Below are 21,872 nucleotides of genomic sequence, written 5' to 3' on the forward strand. Positions count from 1 at the left end.
CGAACGGCCTGGCCTCGCCGCCACGGCAGTGGGAGGGATGAGGAGCAGGGTGCGCTACGTCTTCACCGCGTTCACCAACGGCAGCGAGAGCAACATGTACGTCTACGAGTCGGCGGACGCCACCGACTTCACCCTGCTCCACGGCCCCGCCTACGAACCCCCGACCGGACTGGTGCGGGACCCCTCCGTCACCCGGCACGGCGGCCGCTGGTTCGTCGCCCACACCACGGGCTGGGAGACCGGGAACTTCGCGCTGGCCGTCAGCGACGACCTCATCCAGTGGCGGCACCACACCACGGTGGAGGTCGGCGTGGGGTGGGTGCGCAACACCTGGGCTCCGGAGTTCTTCCGCGACCCGGCCACCGGGCGGCAGCACGTCGTCGTCTCCCTCTCCACCGGCTCCTACGGCCCCTTCCGCCCGCACCTGTTCACCGCCGAGGACGACGAACTGACCCGCTGGTCGGGGCCGGTGGAGCTGGCCGGCATCGGCCCCAACCACATCGACACCTTCCTCGTGCACCACGGCGGCGAATACCACGCCTTCGCCAAGAACGAGACCGACAAGGTCGTCGAACACGCCGTGGCACCCGCGCTCACCGGGCCCTACCGCTTCGTGGACACCGGCGACTTCGCCGGGTGGGGACGGGTGGAGGGTCCCGCGCTGACCGTGCTCCCCGACGGCCGCCACCGCATCTACCTGGACGGCTACACCACCTCCCGCTACGTCTACAGCGACAGCGCGGACCTGCGGACCTGGTCACCGCCCCGGGAGCTGCCCGGCGGGCTCTCGGGCTCCGTGCGGCACGGATCGGTGTTCCGCGAGGAATGAGCGACGACCGGGGAGGGCCGAGACTCCCCGGTCGCGGAAACGGGGGTTGACCGGGACGGACAGGCTGGGGGCCACGGGAAGGGCGACGAGATGGCACACCAGGGTGACCGTGGCGGACGACGGAGGAGCCGCTGGCCGCGACGGACCCGCGCGGCGGTGCGCGCCTCGGCCACCGCCGACCGGTTCGCCCCGCTGTGGGCGGACCTCCGCGCCGCCGCCGAGGACGCGGTCCGCGACGGCCCCCGCCGCTGCGGTTCCGGGAGTTCGCCGCCTTCCGGGAACGCGGCGACCGCCTGGGGTACGAACGGCCCTACTTCGCCCGCCGCCGCCAGCTCGCCGCGCTGGCACTGACCGTGCTCGTCGACGAACGCCCCGAGCAGGCCACCGCCCTCAACGACCTGGTGTGGGCGGTGTGCGACGAGCACACCTGGGCGCTGCCCGCCCACCTCGCCCCGGACGACGGCCCCGCCGCCCACACCCGGTGCGTCGACCTCTTCGCGGCGGAGACCGCGCACGCGCTGGCCGAGGTCACCAGGCTGCTGTCCCCCGCCCTGCACCCGGAGGTCACCGCCCGCGCCCACGCCGAGATCCGCCGCCGCGTCGTGGAACCGATGTTGGAACCCCGGTCCCAACCGTGGGAGTCCTGGCGCCACAACTGGTCGGCCGTCTGCGGGGGCGCGGTCGGCATGACCGCCCTTGCGCTCCTGGACGACGAGCGGGAACGGGCCGCCCTGCTGGCCCGAGCGACCCGCGCCCAGGAGGTGTTCCTGTCCGGCTTCGGTGCCGACGGGGCGTGCACCGAGGGGGTGGGCTACTGGTCCTACGGGTTCGGCTACTTCGTGTACTTCGCGGAGACGCTGCGGGACCACACCGGCCAGGACCTGCTCACCGGTGCCCACGGCGACCACGTCCGCCGGATCGCCGAGTTCCCGGCGGCCGCCTGGCTCGGCGGCGGGCACTTCGCCAACTTCGCCGACAGCCCGGAGGAACCGGCGCTGCCGGCCGGCCTGCTCTGCCGGCTCCGCCAGCGGCGAGTGGCGCGGTCGTTGCCGCCCCTGACCACGCCGCCACGACTCGAGGACGACCCCTGCTACCGGTGGGCCCCCCTGACCCGAACGCTGTGCTGGGCGACCGACGAGGCCTTCGCCGGTCCGGCCGGCCACCCGGCGACCACCCGGGGAGGTGGCCCCGCCGCGGCGACCAGCGGCCCCACCACCGACGGCGCGGTGGTGCCCGACGCCTGCGGGGACCCGCCCGAGAGGACGACGGAGACCGGCCGGGAGGGCGGTGGGCGCGGCGACGCGGGCGAGGTACCGGGCCGGGCCACCGGGGAGACCACCGGCGCGCCGGGACCGGTCGTGACGGAGGCGGGCACCTGGTTCCTGCCGGCCGCGCAGTGGATCACCGACCGGCGCCCGGTGCTGGGCGTCCCGGTGGCCTTCGCCGCGAAGGGCGGTCACAACGACGAGCCGCACAACCACAACGACCTCGGCCACTTCCTGCTGCACGTCGGGGGCGAGTCGCTGCTGGCCGACCTCGGCTCCCCCGAGTACACGCGGGACTACTTCGGCCCCGGCCGTTACCGGGTGCTGCACGCCTCCTCCGAGGGCCACTCGGTGCCTCTCCTCGACGGCACCGGGCAGCTACCGGGAGCCGAACGACGCGCGGTGGTCCTCCACCACGAGCAACGCCGGGACGGCGTGCGCCTCACCCTCGACCTGACCAGCGCCTACGACCACCCGGCGCTGCTGGCCCTGCACCGGGACCTCGACTGGCGGCACACCGAGGACGGCGGGCGGCTGCTGCTCACCGACACCGTCGAGGTGGCCGGCGACTGCGCGGTGACGGAGACCTTCGTCAGCAGGCACCGGGTGCGCACGGGGACGGATCCCACCGAGCCGGCCCACTGGCGAGGCCGGCACGGGCGTGTCGGGTTGCGGGTGCCCCCGGGCCGGTCGTGGACCGTCGACGACGACGAGGTGCGGACCGTCGAACACGACGGATCTCCCGGAGTGGCGCGCCGACTCCACCTGACGACGACGCTGCCCCCGGGAATCCACGACCTGCCGGTGGAATTCACCGTCGTTGTCGACCGGGCAGGAACCCCCGCTGACGGCGGGACCGCCAGGCAGGGCCTCGGGACGACGAGAACGACGCGCGGTCGTCCCGGTTGTCGCGTGGTCAGAACGGTGAAATCGGCACCAGAAATACGTGTCCCCGCCGGCCTGATCGACACTGCGCGACACGGAACGCGCTCGTAGGCTCGATTGTGACGTCCCCCATTTCACAGCACGCGCGGGTCGACGTCACGAGCGAGGAGAACAGAACACCCGGCCCACGAGCAGGAGCACGCCGCCCGGGAAGCGGTTCACGGGGCACCGCGATCACCCGAAACGAGGCGCACGAGCAATTCCTCGACCAGCGGCCCGAACGCTGGACAGCGTCCGGAGGAACCGTGCGTGGACGCGCACGGGGACGACGCGGCGGATGCCGCGGCCCCTGTCGGATGCGGCACCGCCGCCCCGAGGATCCGAGTAGTCCCGGAACTGGTCGCGCCCGAGAGGCACGGCGACGTTCCCGGCGATGGCGACCGCCGAACTGGATTCCCGCATGCGCCGCGCACCACCGCACATCACCGCCGGGCTGGGGAAACCACACGGACAAGGAGTGGCATCCCATGTTGCGCATTACCGCGGACGTCTTCTCCGGACGTCAGAACCCGGTGTGGACGGTCGGTGAGGAACGGACGGCACGGAACACGTTGCGCGCCCTCTCGGAGGGCTCCGAACTGCTCACGGAGGACGCGCCGGCCCGCGCCGGTGTCGGGTTCCGTGGCCTGCTGGTCGAGTCACTCAGCGACGAGGCCGCCCCGGACCTCCGTCTCGGCTCGACCACCTATCTCCCCGTGGGCCGGGAGGCCAGGGGCCCTCGTGCCGCCGAACTGGCCGAGCGGTTGATCGGCCTGTTGGACCGGGTGGACACCAGCCTGGACACCGAGGAGGGCGTCAGCCTGCCCGAACCGCTGCGGCCGTTCCTGACCACGCAGTTGACCACGGCGACCGAGGAAGGCTCCCGCAGCGGGGCGAGCATCCAGGAGGGCGGGCAGGAGACGAGCGAATCGTTCACCGCCGCCGCCACCTGCTACTACGACGTCACCCCGTTCAACCCGGGCTTCTGGAACGACGACCAGAACACCCGCCTGCACAACAACTGCTACAACTACGCCAGCAACTGGCGCAACAACACCTTCGCGCAACCCGGACGCGGGTGCGGGAACCAGTACACGGCCCTGACCTGCGCCGAGGTCGGCCGAGGCGCGTTGTGCGACGGCATGCACCGCCGCTACGACTGCTTCCCGGACAGCGAGTGGCCGCGCCACCTGGTCGCCCTGGTGATCTGGCCCAACACCGACTTCCACTGGTACCGCCTCCAGTCGGAGGGGTACTGGGCGCACAAGCCAGGCAGCACCGCGGCCAGGAACGTGGACAACAGCAACCGGGTGATCAACAACCCCGAGACCTGCGACCGGGGCCCGTACACCCAGTTCTGCGGCTACTTCTACGGCTGCCACACCCAGCGGCAGCGCATCCGCTGACCACCGACCGCGCCTGACCGCGTCACACGGCGGGCGGGGCGGGCACTGACGCACCGTCGAGGTGGGCACCCGCCCCGCCCGTTCCGGTGTCACCGAGCGGGAGGATGACGGGCATGGACGTGGAGGTGGCCCTCTACAGCGGCCGTCCCAACCCGGTCTTCCGGTTGCGCGGCGCCGAGCGGGAGGAGGCGAGCCGGCGGCTCGGGGCCCTGGTCGCGGTTCCCGACCGGTCGGCGCCCCCCGGCGGGCTGGGCTACCAGGGGTTCCGGTTGCGCCCGGCCAGCAGCGACGGATCCTCGGACGCCGGGGCGTGGGAGGTCGGGGACGCGGGAGACGAGCCCACGCTGGCCGGCTCGTCCATCGTGGAGTACGCGGTCGGCGGGGGCCTCGTCGTCGCGCGGGGCGCCGACGGCGGGGTCCGGGTGTCACTCGATCCCGGCCGGGAACTCGAACGCTGGCTCGCCGAGCGGAGCACGCGCGCGCTGACCGAGCAGGAGATCCGACTCGTCGAAGGGAGCCTCGCCAGCGAGGAGGATCCTGGCTCCGACTTCCCGCGATGAGCGGCCCACGTCCGGCTGGGATGCGCTCGCGATGGCGAAGTGGCTCGTGGACCGGGCAGCATGACCGAGCGCGCTCGCCGGTTCCCTTGGCCGTCCGCTCCTCGTCGCGGCCCGCGAGCGGGGCGTGCCGCGCCTACCAGTCGGACCCGAACGACAACGTCACCCCGCACCCTCGCCCGCCCGCACCCGCTCGACGCCGGGGTGGCCGCTCCGGTGGAGGTCGCCCGCCCGCGTGGGTGGCCAGCCGACGTGGATCAGCCGCGCACGGCGTGTGACCGGACCGAGAGGGCGGCACGCTGGTCGACGACCGCGACAGGTTCGCGGCGTTCGTCACGGCTGTGAGCTCCGGCCGCCCGCGATCAGCAGCCAACGAACCCCGGCCAGCGCCGCACCTGGCCGGTGCGTCGTCCACATCAGCTCACGCGGACCACGCGATATCGCCGACGTCGACTCCGCGCCCGTTCTCCTCGGACTCCCTTCCAAGAGTCCCCGGGATCAACCGTGCCGTACGCACGAGGCGCGCCGCCAGCTTCCCGGCGTTCTCCGTGGTCCCGCTCGCGGGGACGCCGTGCTCGTTCAGCGCCGGAACGAACTCGGCCAGCATCACCGCGTCGAATTCCGCGCTCCGCTCCCCGCGGCCTCACGGCGCGCCGGCTGCGTCGGCGCGGGGCCAACGGCCGCCGCCAGGCCCCGCCTGGCTTCCTCAACGCCCCCCAGGGCCGCCCGCACTGGGCCACCACCCCGGCGACGGGCGCCGGCGACCACCTCCACGACCTCGAACTCCCACATACCGTGACCAACGCTGGCATCCGGTCACGGACCGGGACGGGAAGTCATCCCGCGCGTGGAGAAGCGTCTCCGGTGCGCGGCCGCCGGGTGGGCAGGCCGTCGAGCGCGAGGGGATCCACCCGCGCCGAGCGCCTCTTGGCTCGACGTCGGGGTTCGTCCCGCGCGCCGGCACCGGGCCTCCGCCACCCAGGGGCCCTCCGGTGCCCGGAGGGTCGATGCGCCCTGGCGGGTGACGCTCGCCCGGCGTCCCTGGCGATGGAGTCCCTGGCAATGGCGTTCTCGCTCCGCCGCCCCGCCCGCTGGCGCCGCTTCCCGGGCGGGGGCCACGACGGCGGCTGCGAACCGCGTCGAGGACGCCCCGCACGGTGGCTACTCCTGCGCGTCGAGGAACCCGGCGATGTCCTCGGCGAGCTCGTCGGGGTGTTCACCGTTGATGGCGTGCGAGGCGTCCGGGTAGAGGCGGACGGTGCCCTCCGGCAGCGCGCGTTCGGCGACCTCGACGGCAGCGGCGGAGTCGAGCATGACCGACTCCCCGGCGATGACGGCCAGCACGGGCATGTCCAGGCCGGACAACGCCTCCTCGCTGATCCGGCTGGGCTGCGGCAGCCGCAGGCTGTAGTGCGCCATCCCGGCCTCGATCATCCGGGCGACCGGCACGTCCTCGACGGGCGCGCCGCCGGCCGTGTACGAGTTGAAGCCGTCCCGCCAGGACTTGGGCAGCCAGGGCAACGAGGCGGGCAGGGACCGCACGATGGTGCCCAGGGGCATGTCGTCGAAGACGAACACCGGCTCGACGAGGGTGAGGCTGGCGATCCCCTCGGGCTGGCGGGTGGCGAGGTTCGCCGCGGTCCAGCCGCCGATGGAGAGGCCGACCAGGTGGAACTCGCTCTCCGGGAGCCCGTCGAGGGTCTGGTGCAGCCAGTCAGCCTGGTCGTCGTCATCGACGATCGGGCGGTCCTGCACGCTCATGCCCGGTTCGCCGAGCAGGTCGAGGGTGTAGACGTCGCCGACCCGCAGCAGGTGGGGCAGGTTGTCCGCCCACACCGGGGACGCGGAGGCCCTCCCGGGCAGGAGCACGAGGGGCTCGGCGCGGTCGGCCTCCCCCTCGAACCGGTACGCCCGCACGATCCCGTAGTCGGTGCGGACGTCGAGGGTGGCGTCCGGGACGGGCAGGTCGGCCATCGCGGTCCGGTACGTGTCGTGGAACTCGTCCCGGCCCTCGGCGCTGGTCCAGTGCCCGACGGGGGAGGGCGTGCGGGAGACGAACCCGATGACCAGGAACAACGCCGCGATCACGCCGAGCACGATGGGCCAGCGGCGGCGCCGGGTTCGGGTGGGGGATGGGGTCGGTGTGGTGTCGTCCACAAGGCCTCCTAACCGATCGGTAGATTCTTCTACCGTACGGTAAGCTGAGGGCATGGCCAAATCACCCCGTGACCAGGACACGTCCCGACCCCGTCAGCTCACCCTCACCGAGCAGGCCCGCCGCACCCAGTTGGTCGAGGTCACCATCGGCCTGGTGGCCGAGCGGGGGTACGCCGGGACCTCGCTGTCCCGGATCGCCGAGGGCGCGGGCATCACCAAGGCCGCCGTGCTCTACCACTTCCCGTCGAAGGACGCCGTGGTGAGCGCCGCTCACGAACACGTGCTGACCGCGCTGACCGGCCACGTCGCCGAGGCCGTCGAGGCCGTTCCCCCCGAGGGCGGCCCCGCCGCCTACGTGCGGGCGATGATCGGCCACCTCCGGGAACACCCCCGGCACACCCGGATGATCGTCGAAGCGATGACCCAGGGCGGCGGGGACGGGGACTACGACCCCAGCCTCCGGTGGCGGCCGCTCGCGTCGCTGCTGGCGGCCGCGCGGCAGGCACGCGGCGTCACCTCGGAGCTGGACCTGCGCACACTGGCGATCACCATCGGGGGCGCCGTCGACGCCATCGTCGCCGAACGACTCGCCGACGACGGCTACGACACCGGAGCGGCGGCTGACCTGCTGGTCGCGATGGTGGACCGCACGCTGTTCGCGTGACAGGAAGGGGGACGCACCGGCGACGGGCTCCGCACCAGCGGACACCGCGGAGGCGCTCCGAGCCGCCCCCGCCTCCCCACCCGACCGCGCCCCAGGCGGGCCCACCGGTCCCGGTGGACGACCGAAGGGGCAGGGCGCGCGGGGATGGTCACGGCCGAGGTGGGCACGGCGGAATCGCGGGCCCAGGGACACGGCGGCGGGCCACCCACGGCCGTCGGCTCATCGAACCGGCCGCCGCGCGGAGCATGCGGCCGGCATGGTCGACCTCCTGGGGACTCCCTCGCCGGGCGGAAGGGGACGCGGCGGACTGCGCGACCCGCCGCGTGGTGCCGAGGTGGCTCCGGGTGTCGTGAGCCGGGGCGGGCGGCCCGACCGGATGACGGTCCGCTCGTCGCTCCGGACCGCCGTCGGCAGCCGGGGCGAGGCCCCTGGGGCGGCTCCCGGGCGAGGCGGCAGGGGCCGCTCCCGAGACACGACTCCTGGCCGCGATCAGGCCTCGGCTCCGGCGGGAAGCGGTTGGGGGCCGGGGACACCCGGTCGAGCCCCGGATCACCCGTCGTAGTCGATCTCCAGCTCCTCCGTCGTCGGCAGGGACTGGCAGGTGAGCACGAACCCGGCGTCCACCTCGGACGGTTCGAGGGCGAAGTTCCGGCGCATCCGCACCTCCCCGGAGACGACCCTGGCCCGGCAGGTGCCGCACACCCCTCCCCTGCAGGCGAAGGGCAGGTCCGGTCGGGCCGGCTGCGCCGCGTCGAGGACTGGCACGTCCCGGGGCACCGTGAGGCTGGTGGTCCGACCGTCGAGCAGCAGGCGGACCCGGGTGACCGGGCCCGTCGGCGCGGAGCCGTCCTGGTGGCGCCGCACCGGCGGGGCCTCGTCCTCGACGTGGAACAGCTCCCGGTGCACCCGGGCCGCCGGCACCCCGTGGTCGGCCAGCGCCGTGCGCACCACCTCGACCAGGTCCCACGGCCCGCACAGCCACCAGTGGTCCACCGTCTCCGGGGGCACCACCTCGGACAACAGCAGCTCCACCTTCGCGCCGTCGACCCGTCCCGAGGTCAGCTCCGCCTCCCGGGGTTCCCGGGAGAGCACGTGCAGCAGCTGCGTCCTGGCCGGGTACCGGTCCTTCAGGTCGGCCAGGTCCTCGGCGAACATCACCGACCCGGTGTGCCGGTTCCCGTAGACGAGGGTCACCCGGGACGTCGGGTCGCCGGAGAGGACGGTGGCCGCGATGGACAGCAGCGGGGTGATGCCGGACCCGGCGGCGACGAGCACGTGGTGGCCGGAGACGTCCTCGCCCAACGCGAACCGTCCCGTCGGCGGCAGCGCCTCCACCACGTCCCCGACGGCGACCTCCCGGTTCAGCCACCGCGAGACCAGGCCGTCTGGCACCTCGCGCACGCCGATGCGCGGCGCGCTGCCGGCCGGGCCGCACAGCGAGTAGCTGCGCCGCTCGTCGAGCTCGCCCTCCCGCCGCCGCAGGGTGAGCGCCTGGCCCGGGCGGAACCGGAACTCGGCGGCGTACTCGGGCGGCACCTCGAAACCGATCTCCACCGCGTCGGAGCACAGCCGCCGCACCGAGGCAACCCGCAGCGGGCGGAAGGTGGGTCGCGGCCGGCCACCCCTCCCGGCGGCGCCGGCCCCGGCCCCGGCGGGGTCGCTGGTCGCGTTCGGAGCACGGGGTGTCATCGCGGTCCTCCCAGGGCGGTGCGGCGCGGTCCGGCACTCGTCGCCCTCCGCGCGGTCACAGTTCCCTCACCTGCTCGAAGGGCTCCCCGCACCCCCGGCAGCGGCGCAACGCCCGGCACGCCGTCGCTCCGAAGGCTGCCAGCTGGTCGGTGTCGGGCGAGTCGCAGCGCGGGCAGCGCGCTGCCGGCGGGGGGTCCAGGCGCAGCGGTACCGGACCCCTCCCCCGGCGGGGCGCCGGGCCCGGTGGCGCGATGCCGTGTTCGCGGAGCGCGGCCCGGCCCTCCGGCGTGATCCAGTCGCTCGACCAGGGCGGGGCGAGGGCGGTGCGGATGTCGACGTCGGGGAAACCCGCCCGGTGCAGCGCGGCCACCAGGTCGGCGCGCATCTCGACCAGCGCCGGACAGCCCGAGTAGGTGGGGGTCACCGTCACCACCACCCGGGTGGGCGGCTCGATCTCGACCGAGCGCAGCACCCCCAGGTCGACGAGGGTCAGCATGGGCAGCTCCGGGTCGACGACCGCCCCGGCGGCCGCGCGGGCCCGGTCGAGTTCCGGGCTGGGCACCGTCACCACCGCCCCTCGGGGTGCGCGCGGGCCACGCTCTGCATCTCCGCCAGCAGGTCCCGCAACGCCGCCGTGTGCTGCCCCGTCCGGCCCCGGGGGACGGCCGGGGCGTCCCCGGCCCCCCGGTCGTCCATGCCGGGCGGGTCCAGGGTCGCCTGGTCGCACACCCGGCTGAGCACGTCCGCGAACTCCGCGCGGGTGGTGGCGGGGTCGACCCCCGTCCCGTCGGCGACGGCGGTCCGCTCCGCGTCGGTGGTGGCGAACAGTTCCTCGACCAACGGCCACACCTCGGCCAGCCCCTCGGCCACCCTGCGATGGGACTCGTCGGTGCCGTCCCCGAGCCGCACGGCCCACCCCGCCGCGTGGTCCCGGTGGTAGGCGACCTCGGGCACGGCCTTGGCCGCCACCGCCGCCACGACCGGGTCGCGGGAACCGCTGAGCCGGTCCAACAGGGCCAACCGCCAGGTCGAGAAGACCAGCAGGCGGGCCACCAGGTGCCCGAAGTCCCCGTGGGGGGCCTCGACCAGGCGCACGTTGCGGTAGTCCTCGGCGGCCCGGAAGAACGCCAGGGCGTCCTCGTCCGGTACGTGGCCGGGCACCCCGGCCGGCCGCAGTCCCGGGTCGAGCTGGGCGGCCCTGGCCAGCAACGACCGGGCCTGCCCGAGCAGGTCGAGGGCGATGTTGGCCAGCGCGACCTCCTCCTCCAGTTCCGGCGCGTGGGTGCACCACTCGCTGAGCCGGTGCGCCATCACCAGGGCGTCGTCGGCGAGACCGAGGACGTGGCGGGCGGCGGCGGTCAGGTCCACACCGGCGGGAACGGTGTCGTCCACTCCGGACAGCGCGTCCTGGAAGCCGGTGCCGTGGGCCCACCGGTCCCCCAGTCCCCCGGCGTCCTCGGTGAGCGCCTCGTAGGCGTTGTCGAAGGCCATCGGGACCTCACAGGTGGGGGACGTCGTCGGGGATCGCGTAGAACGTGGGGTGCCGGTACACCTTGTCGGCGCTGGGCGCGAAGAACGGGTCCCGTTCGTCCGGGCTGGACGCGGCGATGGCGTCCGACCGGACCACCCAGATGCTCACCCCCTCGTTGCGGCGGGTGTAGAGGTCGCGGGCGTTGCGGAGGGCCATCGTGTCCTCGGCCGCGCGCAGCGACCCGACGTGGACGTGGTTCAGGCCGCGCCGACCGCGCAGGAACACCTCGTAGAGCGGCCATTCGGCGCGGGGATCCCGCGCGGCTCGTGCACTGTCGGCGCCGGCGGTGCCAACTCCCGGGGTCCGGGCGTGGTCGTCCCCGGTCGGGCTCGCCGACCGGTCCGGTCCGGTCGAGGGGCCGGACCCGGCGTCGGGTGCGCCTCCGGTGGTGGTCACCCGGCCACCCCCGCCCCGACCGCGTCCCGGGCCGCCCGCTTCGCCGCGTGCGCGGACGCCGCCCGCCGCACCCACTCGCCGTCGCGGTGGGCGGCCCGTCGCGTGGCGATCCGTTCGGCGTTGCACGGCCCGTCACCCCGGATGACGCGGGAGAGCTCGTCCCAGTCGATCGGCCCGTGGTCGTAGTGCCCGCGCTCGGCGTTCCACCGCAGGTCCGGGTCGGGGAGGCTGACACCCAGCGCCTCGGCCTGGGGCACCGTGATGTCGACGAACCGCTGCCGCAGCTCGTCGTTGGTGTGCCGCTTGATCCGCCAGGCCATCGAGCGGGCCGTGTTGGGCGACTCGGCGTCGGGCGGCCCGAACATCATCAGGCTGGGCCACCACCAGCGGTCCACGGCGTCCCGCACCTGGGCGCGTTGCTCCTCGGTACCGCCCATCATGGTCATCAGCAACTCGTAGCCCTGCCGTTGGTGGAAGGACTCCTCCTTGCAGATGCGGATCATGGCGCGGGCGTAGGGGCCGTAGGAGCTGCGGCACAACGGCACCTGGTTGCAGATCGCGGCGCCGTCGACCAGCCAGCCGATGACTCCGACGTCGGCGAAGGACAACGTCGGGTAGTTGAAGATCGACGAGTACTTCTGCCGGCCGGTCACCAGTTTCTCGGTCAGGTCGGCGCGGTCCGCGCCCAGCGTCTCGCAGGCCGAGTACAGGTACAGGCCGTGCCCGGCCTCGTCCTGGACCTTGGCCAGCAGGATGGCCTTGCGCCGGAGCGAGGGGGCGCGGGTCAGCCAGGCCCCCTCCGGTTGCATGCCGATGATCTCGGAGTGCGCGTGCTGGGCCACCTGTCTGATCAGGGTGGCGCGGTAGGCCTCGGGCATCCAGTCCCGGGGTTCGATGCGTTGGTCCTCGGCGATCAGGCGTTCGAACCGGGCCTGGGCCTCGGTCTCGTCGGCCAGGGTCGCTTCGGGTGGGCGGCGCGCCCCGTCCGGGCCGTGCCCGGTCCTCCGGTCCGTCACCGTCATCACCTCCTCGGCCGAGGGCACGGCCGTTGGTCCTCCCGGGTGGCGGTCAGCCCGCCTCGCCCGGCTTCTTCGCCACGAGGGTGAGCACGTCGTACCGGGCCACCGACTCGCCGTGCTGGTTGGTGACGTCGGCGTCCCACCGCACCTCGCCGTGGTCGGCGTCCACCCGGGGCGTGATCTGCTTGGCGGTGAGCGTCACGGTGAGGGCGTCGCCGGGGTAGGTGGGGGTGAGGAACCGCAGGCCCTCCAGGCCGTAGTTGGCCAGGACGGGCCCGGGCGCCGGGTCGACGAACAGGCCCGCCGCCAGCGACACCACCAGGTAGCCGTGTGCGACCCGCCCCTCGAAGAACGGGTTGGCGCTGGCCGCTTCCTCGTCGGTGTGGGCGTAGAACGTGTCGCCGGTGAACTCGGCGAAGTGCTCGACGTCCTCGAGGGTGACCGTGCGGGGCCCGGCGACGACGCTGTCGCCCACCCGCAGGTCCTCCAGGTGCCGGCGGAACGGGTGGACGTCGTCGACGGTGCGGGGCGCACCGGGCATCCAGCGGTTGGCCACGGCGGTGAGCACCCCCGGGCCGCCCTGCACGGCGGTGCGCTGCATGTGGTGCAGCACGCTGCGGATGCCCCCCAGTTCCTCACCGCCGCCGGCGCGGCCCGGGCCGCCGTGCACCAGGGCCGGCATCGGCGACCCGTGGCCGGTGGACTCGGTGGCGGTGTTCCCGTCGACCACCAGCAGCCGGCCGTGCCAGGGGGCCAGGCCCAGCACCACCCGGCGGGCGAAGTCGGTGTCCGCGGTGACCACGGAACCGGCCAGGCTGCCCAGGCCCCGGGCGGCGAGGTCGATGGCGTGGTCGGCGTCGCGGTACGGCAGCAGGGTGCTGACCGGACCGAAGGCCTCCACCTCGTGGACCGGGGCGGCGTCGGGGTCGTCGGCGCGCAGCAGGACCGGGGAGAGGAACGCGCCCCGCAGCGGGTCGGCGTCGAGCGGGTCCACCCGCTCGGGGTCACCGAAGACGGGGGTGGCGGTGGCCAGCAACGCCTTGAGGGAGCGGCGGACCTCCTCCCGCTGTTCCAGGCTGGCCAGCGCGCCCATCCGGGTGTCCTGGTGGGCGGGGTTGCCGACGGTGACCTCGGCGAGCCGCGCCGCAACGGCGGCGGCGACCTGGTCCATCCGGTGGGCGGGCACCAGGGCGCGGCGGATGGCGGTGCACTTCTGGCCGGCCTTGACGGTCATCTCCGTGACCAGTTGGTCGACGAAGACGGCGAACTCGGGGGTGTCCTCGTCGGCGTCGGGTCCGAGGACCGAGCAGTTCAGCGAGTCCGCCTCCGCGCTGAACCGGACGGCGCGCCCGACCACCGCCGGGTGGGACCGCAGCCGGCGGGCGGTGGCCGCCGATCCGGTGAAGGCCAACAGGTCCTGTTCGGTGAGGTGGTCGAGGAGGTCGCCGGCCCCGCCGCACACCAGTTGGAGCGACCCTGGCGGCAGCAGACCGGAGTCCAGGACCAGTTCGACCAGGCGTTCGGTGAGGTAGGCGGTCTGGCTGGCGGGTTTGACGAGGGTGGGCACGCCGGCGAGGAAGGCGGGGGCCAGTTTCTCCAGCGGCCCCCACACGGGGAAGTTGAAGGCGTTGATCTGCACGGCCACCCCGTGCAGGGGGGTGCACAGGTGTTGTCCCAGGAACCCGCCGTCCCGGCTGAGGCGTTCCGGCGCCCCGTCCACGTAGACGGTGTCGTTGGGCAGTTCCCGCCGCCCCTTGCTGCCGTAGGTGAAGAGCACGCCGATCCCGCCGTCGACGTCGAAGCGGGCGTCGAACCGGGTGGCGCCGGTGCGGGCGGACAGCGCGTGGAGCTCGGAGCGGTGTTCCCGCAGGTGCCCGGCGAGGGCCTTGAGCAGGGCGGCGCGCTGGTGGAAGGTCAGCTCCCGCAGGGCGGGACCGCCGACGCGTCGCCCGTAGGACAGGGCCGAGCCCATGTCGACACCGGCGGAGGTGATGGTCGCGATCCGCTCACCGGTGACGGCGTCGAGCAGCGGTTTTCCCTCATCCGTCGGAGTGAACCAGTCGCCGTTGACGTGGCTGCGCAGCGGACGCATCCGACACCGCCCTCCCGATTTTCACCCTTAACTTACCGACCATTCGTTTAGTACTGTATGGCAGCATGACTGACCGTGGGACGCAAGTACTCGTCCACATCAGGGAATCGGTCGCCACGATCACCCTGAACAGGCCAGAACGGGGAAACGCACTGACCACCGAGCTGAAGCGGGAGCTGGTGGCGGCGGTCAGGAGGGTGGGTTCCGACGAGGCGGTGCGTGCCGTCGTGCTCACGGGCAACGGTCCGGCGTTCTGCGTGGGGCAGGACCTCGCCGAGCACGCGGAGACCCTGCGGACGCGCCCCGACGAGGCGTTCGACACCGTCTCCGCGCACTACAACCCGATCGTCCACGGGCTCGCGACGATGCCCAAACCCGTGCTCGCCTCGATCAACGGCAGTTGCGCCGGAGCCGGCCTGGGCTTCGCCCTCGCCTGCGACCTGCGGATCGCCGTGTCCGACGCCCGCTTCCGCACCGCCTTCACCGGCATCGGCCTGACCTGTGACTCCGGGGTCAGCGCCAGCCTCGCCCGGGCCATCGGGTCGGCGAGGGCCAGCCAGCTCGTGCTGCTCGGAGAGCCGTTCACCGCCGAACAGGCCGCCGACTGGGGCATGCTCGCCCAGGTCGTGGCCCCGGAGCAGCTCGCCGAGACGACGGAGGCGCTGGCCGGACGATTAGCGCAGGGCCCGACGCGCGCCTTCGCCGAGGCGAAGCTCGCCATCGCCGCGTCCTGGGGTTCCACCCTGGACGAGACGCTGCACCGCGAGGCCGAGGCGCAGGCGCGAGCCGGCGCCACCGAGGACCACCGCCGCGCCACCGACAGCTTCACCCGCCGCCAGCCGACCACGTTCACCGGCCAGTGAGACGCGGCCGGGACCGGCCGGCACCGGTTCCGGTCAATCGAGCGACCCGAGGGCGGGGTCCCACCGCCGCCGCGTGACCCGTCCCCTCCACACTCCCGGACCACCGCCCGCCCTGCCGAGGGAGGACGCGGAACGCCGACCCACCGTGACCGAGGGAAATCGGGAGCCGCGGCGGTAACCTGCCCGTAACAGCGCGCATTCAGCCGTCACGCCGTCACCGAACCAGGCGAGCTCCTACCGATTCCGGATAAGGGAAATCTGACGGGTTAACGAGGTGTCGGTACGCCCGTTCGATCTAGTTTGACGCCCCGAGGCCACCGCTATCGTCGGGCGCATGAGACCCACCCTCAGGCAGCGCCGACTCGGTTCCGCACTCGCCCGGCTGCGCGACCGCGCGGGAATTGACATCGATACCGTGGCAGCCTCGATGGGTTGGACCAGATCGGACACGAGCGGCCGGGAGTCCGGCCGGACCGAGAGCTCACTCGCCGACATCGAACGGCTCAGCCGCCTCTACGACAGCACCGACGACGAGCGCGGCTGGTTGCTCGACCTCGCGGGGCGACAGCGGGAGCGATGCTGGTGGCAGCCCTTCGGGGCCGCCGTGCCGGACACCTTCCTGGACTACCTGGAGTTGGAGGAAACCGCCACCGACCTGCACGCCTGGGAGATCGACCTCGTGCCCGGCCTGCTCCAGACACCCGACTACGCGCGGGCCGTGATCGAGTCGTGGATCCCCCGACCCGGACCCGACCTGGCCGAACAGCGGCTGCGGCTGCGGATGGCCCGGCGGGAACGGATGGGGCGGCTGAGGCTGTCGGTGGTCGTCGACGAGGGAGCCCTGCGGCGGCGGGTGGGCGGCGACCGCGTCTGGCGCGAGCAGTTGGCGAGCCTGACCCGGCTCCCGGAGACGGTGACCCTGCGGGTCCTGCCTTTCTCCGGGGGAGCCCACGCCTCGCACAGCGGGTCGTTCAGCCTGCTGACCGCCGTCGGCGCCACCGGTGTGGACCAGGCCGTCCTACTCGACAACGTCGGCGGCTCCCTCTTTCTGGAGGACGAGCCGGAAGTCCGGCGATTTCAGTCCGCATTCGAGGATCTGCGCGCGGCCGCGCTCGATCCCGAGAGCAGCCGCGACGCGATTCTGGACATTCTGCGGGCGAACGGATAGCGCACAAAGGAAGACCGTCGGGAATTCCCGCGCCGGCCGCGCGGCAGGCGTTCCCGGTCGGGTTCGGACAGGCGGACGTGACCGGGATCGGGCGGCCGTGGGCGGCCCCTCCTCGACCTCCCCGAGACCGGGGGGCGGTCCTGGCGTGGCGGAAGAGGCGGCGCCGACGGGGTCTCCACGCGCCCTCCGTGCGGGAGGCCCGGGTGGACGGGCCGGCCCGGCGGCCGCGTCCCCGCCAGAGCACCGAGGAGCGGGGGACGGCGCGACCAGGACCGACCGCGACGGAGCTCGGCGCCGAGCGGCCAACACCGGACGTCGGCGACGGGGTCCCCCTCCGACGACCCCGCCCCAGGCAGGGGGACGGCGCCCACCGACCCGCGTCCCCCGGGGCGGGGCTCATCCCGGCTCCCGTCGAGCGGATACGGGGAATAGTTGTCGAGAAATACCGACAGTTTGTTGTCTTGACACCACTGTGGCTGGTTGTTGAAATGGTCAAGTCGACTTGGCAAACGCTTACCGCTACGTGATCATCCACGCCGGCGAGGGAACGGGCGCGCGTTCCGGAGCCGGCCGGTCGAAGGCCGTCGAACGCGATCGAATACGTGTCGAACACGAGCCGAACGCCGTCGGTTCCGAAGCTTTCTCGGGGTGGTGGTTCCGCCCCGAGGCGACCCGACCGCACACCACCCGGTAAGCGCCCCGACCACCAGGAGTGAGAGATGGGCCGCAACGGCGCACCCCCCGTCCTCGGCCGACGAGCCAGCTCGGTGACCACCGCGCTCCTCGTCCTGGCCACCGCGACCGCGACGCTGGCCGCCCCGGCGTCCGCCGACACCCCCCACCCATCCCCCACCGGCACCTCAGCCGGAACGGAACTCGCCCGGCACGCGGCACCAGCCACCGAACCCGCTCCCCGGCAGGACTGCGGGGCGGGGGACACCGACGCCGCCGCCGTGCTCGACGCCGGAACGTGGCGGGCCACCAACGGCGGCCAGACCGTCTACACCGGACCGAGCATGCTGGAGGCGATGCGCGCCGCAGTCGGCAGCCTCACCCCCGGCCGGACCAGCACGGAACGGGTCGTCGTGCACGGGTCGGGCGACATGCCCGCCAACCAGTCCCTCGACCTGCCCAGCCACACGACCCTCGAGGTGTGCGGCACGGTCAACGTGACCGGCACCCCCACCGGGGACAACGCCGTCGTCCGGGGACGCGGCGTCACGAACGTGGAGATCCCCCACCTGAGCGTGACCGGGGCGCCCTGGTTCGGCCTGTTCTTCCGCAACGGCAGCGACATCCACCTCGGCCAGATCGACCTCCAGCTCTCCGGAGGGCTGGGGATCCGCATCGACAACCACGCCGACCGCGCCGTGCGCACCACCGGCGTGCGGATCGACGACGTGCGGGTGTCGGGCACCAACAACCACGGCGTGGAGACCTACGGCGTCGACGGGCTGACCGTCGGCACCGTCGTCGCCCGGGACGTCGCCTACTCGGGGCTGCTGCTCAACGACACGATCAACGCCACCGTCGGCACCGTGGACGCCGTCAACGCGGGCACCGGCACCGGGTACGCCGCGTTCCGCATGGCCAACCGCAACGGGCGGATCGGCGACGGCTACCCCACGAACATCCACGTCGGCGAGGTCATCGCCCGCGGCGGCGGACGGGGCGTGTTCTGCGTCTCCGAGAGCGGCGGAGCGGTCATCGACCGCGTCGACATCGCCGACACCGGCAACAACGCGATCCTCATCGAGAACTGCCACAACATCGACATCGCCCCCGACGGCGGCAGCGTCACCGGTGGCGGCGACATCCGCATCGCCGCCAGGACCGACTTCGCCAACACCTCCGACATCACGCTCCAGAACCTGACCGTCACCGACTCGGCCATCACCGAGAACCCGTGCGGCGAGAACATCACCATCCAGAACAACACCCTGGTCAACAGCGCGCTGAACATCTGTTGACCCTCGACCCCGCGCCCTCCCGCTGAGTTACTGGGACCGTGGTCCCCCACCGATCACCCGGTCGGGGACCACGGTGGGAGGGCTCGGTGCCGACCCCTGATCCACTCCGAGACACCCGGCTCCCCGACCAGGCCCCCGCCTCGCCCACACCCCACCCCGGACGGAACCGGAGCACCCGCCGGCGACGCCGAGCGGCGAGCCCCGTCACCACGTCCCGGCTGACTCCTCCCCACGGCCACCCCACCAGCGCGCGGACGAGGCCAGCCGGCGCGGGCTGCACCCGGGGTTGGGCCATCGGTGGGTAGCACGGACCGAACCGCCAGACTGTCGCTGCCAGTGTTGGTAGTTTCACCCGAGGCGAACGTGTGGGTGGGAGGACTCATGCACATCGAGAGTGGCGCTGAGGGCGGGCAGCCGACCTCCATGCCCGATACCGGCAAGATGATGGGCACCATTGGACACTTCCGTGCCGCAGCAGCTGCCGGCAAGGTCACCATCGATCCAGACAGCGCCGAGGCGATGGCAAGAAAGATCGACGCCATAGCCGAGAGAGCAGTAGATCGGCGGGGTCGGGTCGAGCAACTGGATCAGCGAGTTCCCCTCGGTTCGAGTCCGGTCGCCCTGCTGATGTCGGAGCAGACCAGGCTCAGCGCGGCCGGGACCCCGCAGTCCGCTGCGGAGAATCTCGAGCTCTACATCGAGGCGTTGACGGAGCTGGCGGCGGCCATCCGAGCCAGTGCTCGGAGCACTCAGGCTACGGATGAACAGACCGCAGCCGAGCTCAACCGGCTAGGAGAGGACCAGGCATGAGGCACAGGGGTGTGGGCGTGTGGGGAACAGCCCTGGGACTGGTGACACTGCTGTCTGCCTGCACCAGCACGGAACAAGGAACCGCAGTCGTCGTGAACCCGACAGTGGACTCCTCCCTTCCAGGCAGCGCCACTCCGTCGGCGACTGGGAACCCCGGCGAACAGCCAGGGGTGGATGTGGTGGCGGAGCTATCGGAGCTGTTGCCCTGCGAAATCCTCAGCGACGAGGAACTAACCACCCTGGGCTTCGACCCGGAGACCGCCACGTTCGATGACGTCGGCGTGTCCTACGACTGTCGCTACCGTTTCCCGGGCGGGGAGCGTCCGGTCATGACAATTCAGTTGGACTGGAATTACAGCGTCGATCAGCTGAATCTGACAAACTACACGATTGAGGAGATCAGCGTAGGGCCGTTACGCGCACTCCGCATCATTGGCAAAACCGCGTCAGAACATTGCCAGATTTCCTTGCACCTGAGCGAAGATGCCCATGTGTCAGTTTTCGTACATTACGCGGGAACCCTCGAGCAGGCATGCGCCATAGCGGAGGGCACCGCAGCGGCGTTGGAGCCTTCATTGCCTCGGTCTTCGGACTGACCAGGCTGACGGTGGAGCTCACCGGGTCCGGCTGACACGAATCGACGCATGCCCGCATTTTTGAAATGACCTTATTCCTCCCTCAGTGTGGGCGGTGGGCAACGCCATGTGCGATGCCCGTGCTGGCACGGCGGCGTGAAGTTCGCCTCCACGCTGTCACGCAATGGACTGGAAGGACCAGCATCGTTAAGCCTGGTTGGCCCTCTACCCCAAGGACGGCCCTGCCCACATCGAGGCATTGACAGAGTGGGCAGCGACCAGCCGGACCTGCCCGGCGCACTCGCAGCTCCGAGGATTCAGAACACAGCCGGGTGCAACCGGCTGGGAAGGAATGAGACATGAGGCACGGGGGCGCCAGGACGTGGGGAACAGCCCTGGGACTGGTGACACTGCTGTCTGCCTGCACCAGCACGGAACACGGAACCGCAGTCGCCGTGAACCCGACAGTGGACTCCTCCCTTCCAGGCAGCGCCAATCCGCCGGCGCCTGGAAGCCCCGGCGAACAGCCAGGAGTGGATGTGGTGGCGGAGCTATCGGAGATGTTGCCCTGCGAAATCCTCAGCGACGAGGAACTAACCACCCTGGGCTTCGACCCGGAGACCGCCACGTTCGATGACGTCGGCGTGTCCTACGACTGTCGCTACCGTTTGCCGGGTGGGGAGCGTCCGGTCATGACGATTCAGTTGGACTGGATCTATAGCGTCGATCAGCTGAATCTGACAAACTACACGGTTGAGGAGATCAGCGTAGGGCCGCTGCGCGCACTCCGCATCATTGAAAAACCCGCATCGGAACATTGTCAGATCTCCATGCATTTGAGCGAACAGGCTCACGCGTCAGTTTTTGTGGATTACGCGGGGACACTCGAGCAGGCGTGCGCCATAGCGGAGGGCACCGCAGCGGCGTTGGAGCCTTCATTGCCTCGGTCTTCGGATTGACCAGGCTGACGGTGGAGCTCACCGGGTCCGGCTGACACGAATCGACGCATGCCCGCATCCTTGAAATGACCTTATTCCTCCCTCAGTGTGAGCAGCGGGCAACGCCAGGTTCGATGCCCGTGGTGGCACGGCGGCGTGAAGTTCGCCTCCACGCTGTCACGCAATGGACTGGAAGGACCAGCATCGTTAAGCCTGGTTGGCCCTCTACCCCAAGGACGGTCCTGCCCACAGCGAGGCATTGACAGAGTGGGCAGCGACCAGCCGGACCTGCCCGGCGCACTCGCAGCTCCGAGGATTCAGAACACAGCCGGGTGCAAGCGGCTGGGAAGGAATGAGACATGAGGCATGGGGGCGCCAGGACGTGGGGAACAGCCCTGGGACTGGTGACGCTGCTGTCTGCCTGCACCAGCACGGAACAAGGAACCGCAGTCGCCGTGAAACCGACAGTGGACTCCTCCCTTCCAGGCAGCGCCACTCCGTCGGCGCCTGGAAGCCGCGGCGAACAGCCAGGGGTGGATGTGGAAGCAGAGCTGTCAGAAATGTCGCCCTGCGACATCCTCAGCGACGAAGAAGTAACCGCCCTAGGCTTCGACCCAGAGACCGCCAGATTCGATGACGTCGGCCTGGCCTACGACTGCGTCTACCGTCCGCCGGGTGGAGGCAACCCGCTCATGTCAGTTCAGTTTGCCTGGAATCTTAGCGTTGATCAGCTGAATCTGACGAACTACACGGTCGAAGAAATCAACGTAGGACCGTTGCGCGCGCTCCGCATCCTTGACAAACCCGCAACGGAACATTGTCAGATTTCGATAGACTTGAGCGAGCAGGCCCACGTGTCAATCGCTGTGGATTACGCGGGAACCCTCGAGCAGGCGTGCGCCATAGCGGAGGACACCGCAGCGGCGGTGGAGCCGTCGTTGCCTCGGTCTGCGGACTGATCAGGCCGACCATGGTGTCCCCGGGTCCCGAACGTTCCGAATCGGGCACGCTCACATCGC

The 21,872-nt window shown here is 71.9% G+C and carries 18 protein-coding genes and 1 pseudogene; 12 read left to right on the plus strand and 7 right to left on the minus strand.

The window, feature by feature from the left end; genetic code table 11:
• The first annotated feature begins 37 nt into the window (after window positions 1-37).
• From G443_RS08240 to G443_RS08255, 4 genes are all read left to right on the plus strand, one after another.
• Window positions 38-829: a family 43 glycosylhydrolase gene (locus G443_RS08240; RefSeq protein ID WP_081715757.1), complete on the plus strand. Its 792-nt coding sequence runs from the start codon at window positions 38-40 to the stop codon at window positions 827-829.
• Window positions 830-1,023: 194 nt separating this feature from the next.
• Window positions 1,024-3,090 carry a heparinase II/III domain-containing protein gene (locus tag G443_RS08245; protein ID WP_253860188.1) on the plus strand — a complete coding sequence of 689 codons (2,067 nt, stop codon included), beginning with the start codon at window positions 1,024-1,026 and terminating at the stop codon, window positions 3,088-3,090.
• Between the two features lie 416 nt (window positions 3,091-3,506).
• Window positions 3,507-4,424 (plus strand): hypothetical protein, encoded by a 918-nt coding sequence (locus tag G443_RS08250; RefSeq protein ID WP_026420715.1) that lies wholly within the window; start codon window positions 3,507-3,509, stop codon window positions 4,422-4,424.
• 113 nt (window positions 4,425-4,537) lie between these two features.
• Window positions 4,538-4,984 (plus strand): hypothetical protein, encoded by a 447-nt coding sequence (locus G443_RS08255; protein WP_026420714.1) that lies wholly within the window; start codon window positions 4,538-4,540, stop codon window positions 4,982-4,984.
• Between the two features lie 1,158 nt (window positions 4,985-6,142).
• Here G443_RS08255 and G443_RS08260 read toward each other — a convergent pair.
• The gene (locus G443_RS08260) at window positions 6,143-7,138 is read right to left on the minus strand and encodes an alpha/beta fold hydrolase (protein WP_026420712.1); all 996 of its coding nucleotides are present in this window, start codon (window positions 7,136-7,138) and stop codon (window positions 6,143-6,145) included.
• A gap of 52 nt (window positions 7,139-7,190) precedes the next feature.
• Here G443_RS08260 and G443_RS08265 point away from each other — a divergent pair, with 52 nt between their 5' ends.
• Entirely contained in the window at window positions 7,191-7,802 is a 612-nt protein-coding gene (locus tag G443_RS08265; RefSeq protein ID WP_026420711.1) for a TetR/AcrR family transcriptional regulator, read from the plus strand.
• A gap of 549 nt (window positions 7,803-8,351) precedes the next feature.
• On the opposite strand, the gene paaE is transcribed toward G443_RS08265, so the two are convergent.
• The 6 genes and pseudogenes from paaE to paaZ all read right to left on the minus strand — a co-directional run bounded on the left by paaE (window position 8,352) and on the right by paaZ (window position 14,529).
• A complete protein-coding gene (gene paaE / locus G443_RS08270; RefSeq protein WP_026420710.1) occupies window positions 8,352-9,491 on the minus strand; it encodes a 1,2-phenylacetyl-CoA epoxidase subunit PaaE in 1,140 nt (379 codons plus the stop codon).
• A 55-nt stretch (window positions 9,492-9,546) separates the two neighbouring features.
• Window positions 9,547-10,062, minus strand: coding sequence for a 1,2-phenylacetyl-CoA epoxidase subunit PaaD (paaD, locus tag G443_RS08275; RefSeq protein ID WP_026420709.1), 516 nt, complete (start codon window positions 10,060-10,062; stop codon window positions 9,547-9,549).
• Window positions 10,056-10,982 (minus strand): 1,2-phenylacetyl-CoA epoxidase subunit PaaC, encoded by a 927-nt coding sequence (gene paaC / locus G443_RS08280; protein ID WP_026420708.1) that lies wholly within the window; start codon window positions 10,980-10,982, stop codon window positions 10,056-10,058. Before paaC ends, paaD begins: the two co-directional genes overlap by 7 nt.
• Before the next feature lie 7 nt (window positions 10,983-10,989).
• A pseudogene (gene paaB / locus G443_RS08285) lies at window positions 10,990-11,268 on the minus strand (1,2-phenylacetyl-CoA epoxidase subunit PaaB); the annotation flags it as partial.
• Window positions 11,269-11,414: 146 nt separating this feature from the next.
• Window positions 11,415-12,461: a 1,2-phenylacetyl-CoA epoxidase subunit PaaA gene (gene paaA, locus G443_RS08290; protein WP_245588989.1), complete on the minus strand. Its 1,047-nt coding sequence runs from the start codon at window positions 12,459-12,461 to the stop codon at window positions 11,415-11,417.
• A 25-nt stretch (window positions 12,462-12,486) separates the two neighbouring features.
• The gene (gene paaZ, locus G443_RS08295) at window positions 12,487-14,529 is read right to left on the minus strand and encodes a phenylacetic acid degradation bifunctional protein PaaZ (protein WP_026420705.1); all 2,043 of its coding nucleotides are present in this window, start codon (window positions 14,527-14,529) and stop codon (window positions 12,487-12,489) included.
• Between the two features lie 65 nt (window positions 14,530-14,594).
• Between paaZ and G443_RS08300 the strand changes: the two genes are divergently transcribed.
• The 7 genes from G443_RS08300 (at window position 14,595) to G443_RS08330 (ending at window position 21,812) form a co-directional block, all read left to right on the plus strand.
• Window positions 14,595-15,392, plus strand: coding sequence for an enoyl-CoA hydratase/isomerase family protein (locus tag G443_RS08300; protein ID WP_016701606.1), 798 nt, complete (start codon window positions 14,595-14,597; stop codon window positions 15,390-15,392).
• A 334-nt stretch (window positions 15,393-15,726) separates the two neighbouring features.
• Window positions 15,727-16,560, plus strand: a complete 834-nt coding sequence (locus tag G443_RS08305) for a helix-turn-helix domain-containing protein (protein ID WP_030228442.1) — start codon at window positions 15,727-15,729, stop codon at window positions 16,558-16,560.
• 719 nt (window positions 16,561-17,279) lie between these two features.
• A complete protein-coding gene (locus G443_RS08310) occupies window positions 17,280-18,530 on the plus strand; it encodes a hypothetical protein (RefSeq protein ID WP_026420703.1) in 1,251 nt (416 codons plus the stop codon).
• Between the two features lie 381 nt (window positions 18,531-18,911).
• Entirely contained in the window at window positions 18,912-19,340 is a 429-nt protein-coding gene (locus G443_RS08315; RefSeq protein ID WP_026420702.1) for a hypothetical protein, read from the plus strand.
• A 41-nt stretch (window positions 19,341-19,381) separates the two neighbouring features.
• Window positions 19,382-19,936: a DUF3558 domain-containing protein gene (locus G443_RS08320; RefSeq protein WP_253860189.1), complete on the plus strand. Its 555-nt coding sequence runs from the start codon at window positions 19,382-19,384 to the stop codon at window positions 19,934-19,936.
• A 383-nt stretch (window positions 19,937-20,319) separates the two neighbouring features.
• Window positions 20,320-20,874 carry a DUF3558 domain-containing protein gene (locus G443_RS08325; protein ID WP_253860190.1) on the plus strand — a complete coding sequence of 185 codons (555 nt, stop codon included), beginning with the start codon at window positions 20,320-20,322 and terminating at the stop codon, window positions 20,872-20,874.
• 383 nt (window positions 20,875-21,257) lie between these two features.
• Entirely contained in the window at window positions 21,258-21,812 is a 555-nt protein-coding gene (locus tag G443_RS08330; RefSeq protein ID WP_245588799.1) for a DUF3558 domain-containing protein, read from the plus strand.
• Window positions 21,813-21,872 lie beyond the last annotated feature (60 nt).

Source organism: Actinoalloteichus caeruleus DSM 43889, assembly GCF_000429185.2.
In the GTDB taxonomy this organism is placed as follows: domain Bacteria; phylum Actinomycetota; class Actinomycetes; order Mycobacteriales; family Pseudonocardiaceae; genus Actinoalloteichus_B; species Actinoalloteichus_B caeruleus.

Bases quoted from the DNA above. Each gene is read 5' to 3' on its own strand.
- G443_RS08305 (WP_030228442.1), top strand. From the start codon at position 15,727: ATGAGACCCACCCTCAGGCAGCGCCGACTCGGTTCCGCACTCGCCCGG.
- G443_RS08310 (WP_026420703.1), top strand. From the start codon at position 17,280: ATGGGCCGCAACGGCGCACCCCCCGTCCTCGGCCGACGAGCCAGCTCG.
- G443_RS08265 (WP_026420711.1), top strand. From the start codon at position 7,191: ATGGCCAAATCACCCCGTGACCAGGACACGTCCCGACCCCGTCAGCTC.
- G443_RS08240 (WP_081715757.1), top strand. From the start codon at position 38: ATGAGGAGCAGGGTGCGCTACGTCTTCACCGCGTTCACCAACGGCAGC.
- G443_RS08255 (WP_026420714.1), top strand. From the start codon at position 4,538: ATGGACGTGGAGGTGGCCCTCTACAGCGGCCGTCCCAACCCGGTCTTC.
- paaZ (WP_026420705.1), bottom strand. From the start codon at position 14,529: ATGCGTCCGCTGCGCAGCCACGTCAACGGCGACTGGTTCACTCCGACG.
- G443_RS08300 (WP_016701606.1), top strand. From the start codon at position 14,595: ATGACTGACCGTGGGACGCAAGTACTCGTCCACATCAGGGAATCGGTC.
- paaC (WP_026420708.1), bottom strand. From the start codon at position 10,982: ATGGCCTTCGACAACGCCTACGAGGCGCTCACCGAGGACGCCGGGGGA.
- G443_RS08315 (WP_026420702.1), top strand. From the start codon at position 18,912: ATGCACATCGAGAGTGGCGCTGAGGGCGGGCAGCCGACCTCCATGCCC.
- G443_RS08250 (WP_026420715.1), top strand. From the start codon at position 3,507: ATGTTGCGCATTACCGCGGACGTCTTCTCCGGACGTCAGAACCCGGTG.
- paaE (WP_026420710.1), bottom strand. From the start codon at position 9,491: ATGACACCCCGTGCTCCGAACGCGACCAGCGACCCCGCCGGGGCCGGG.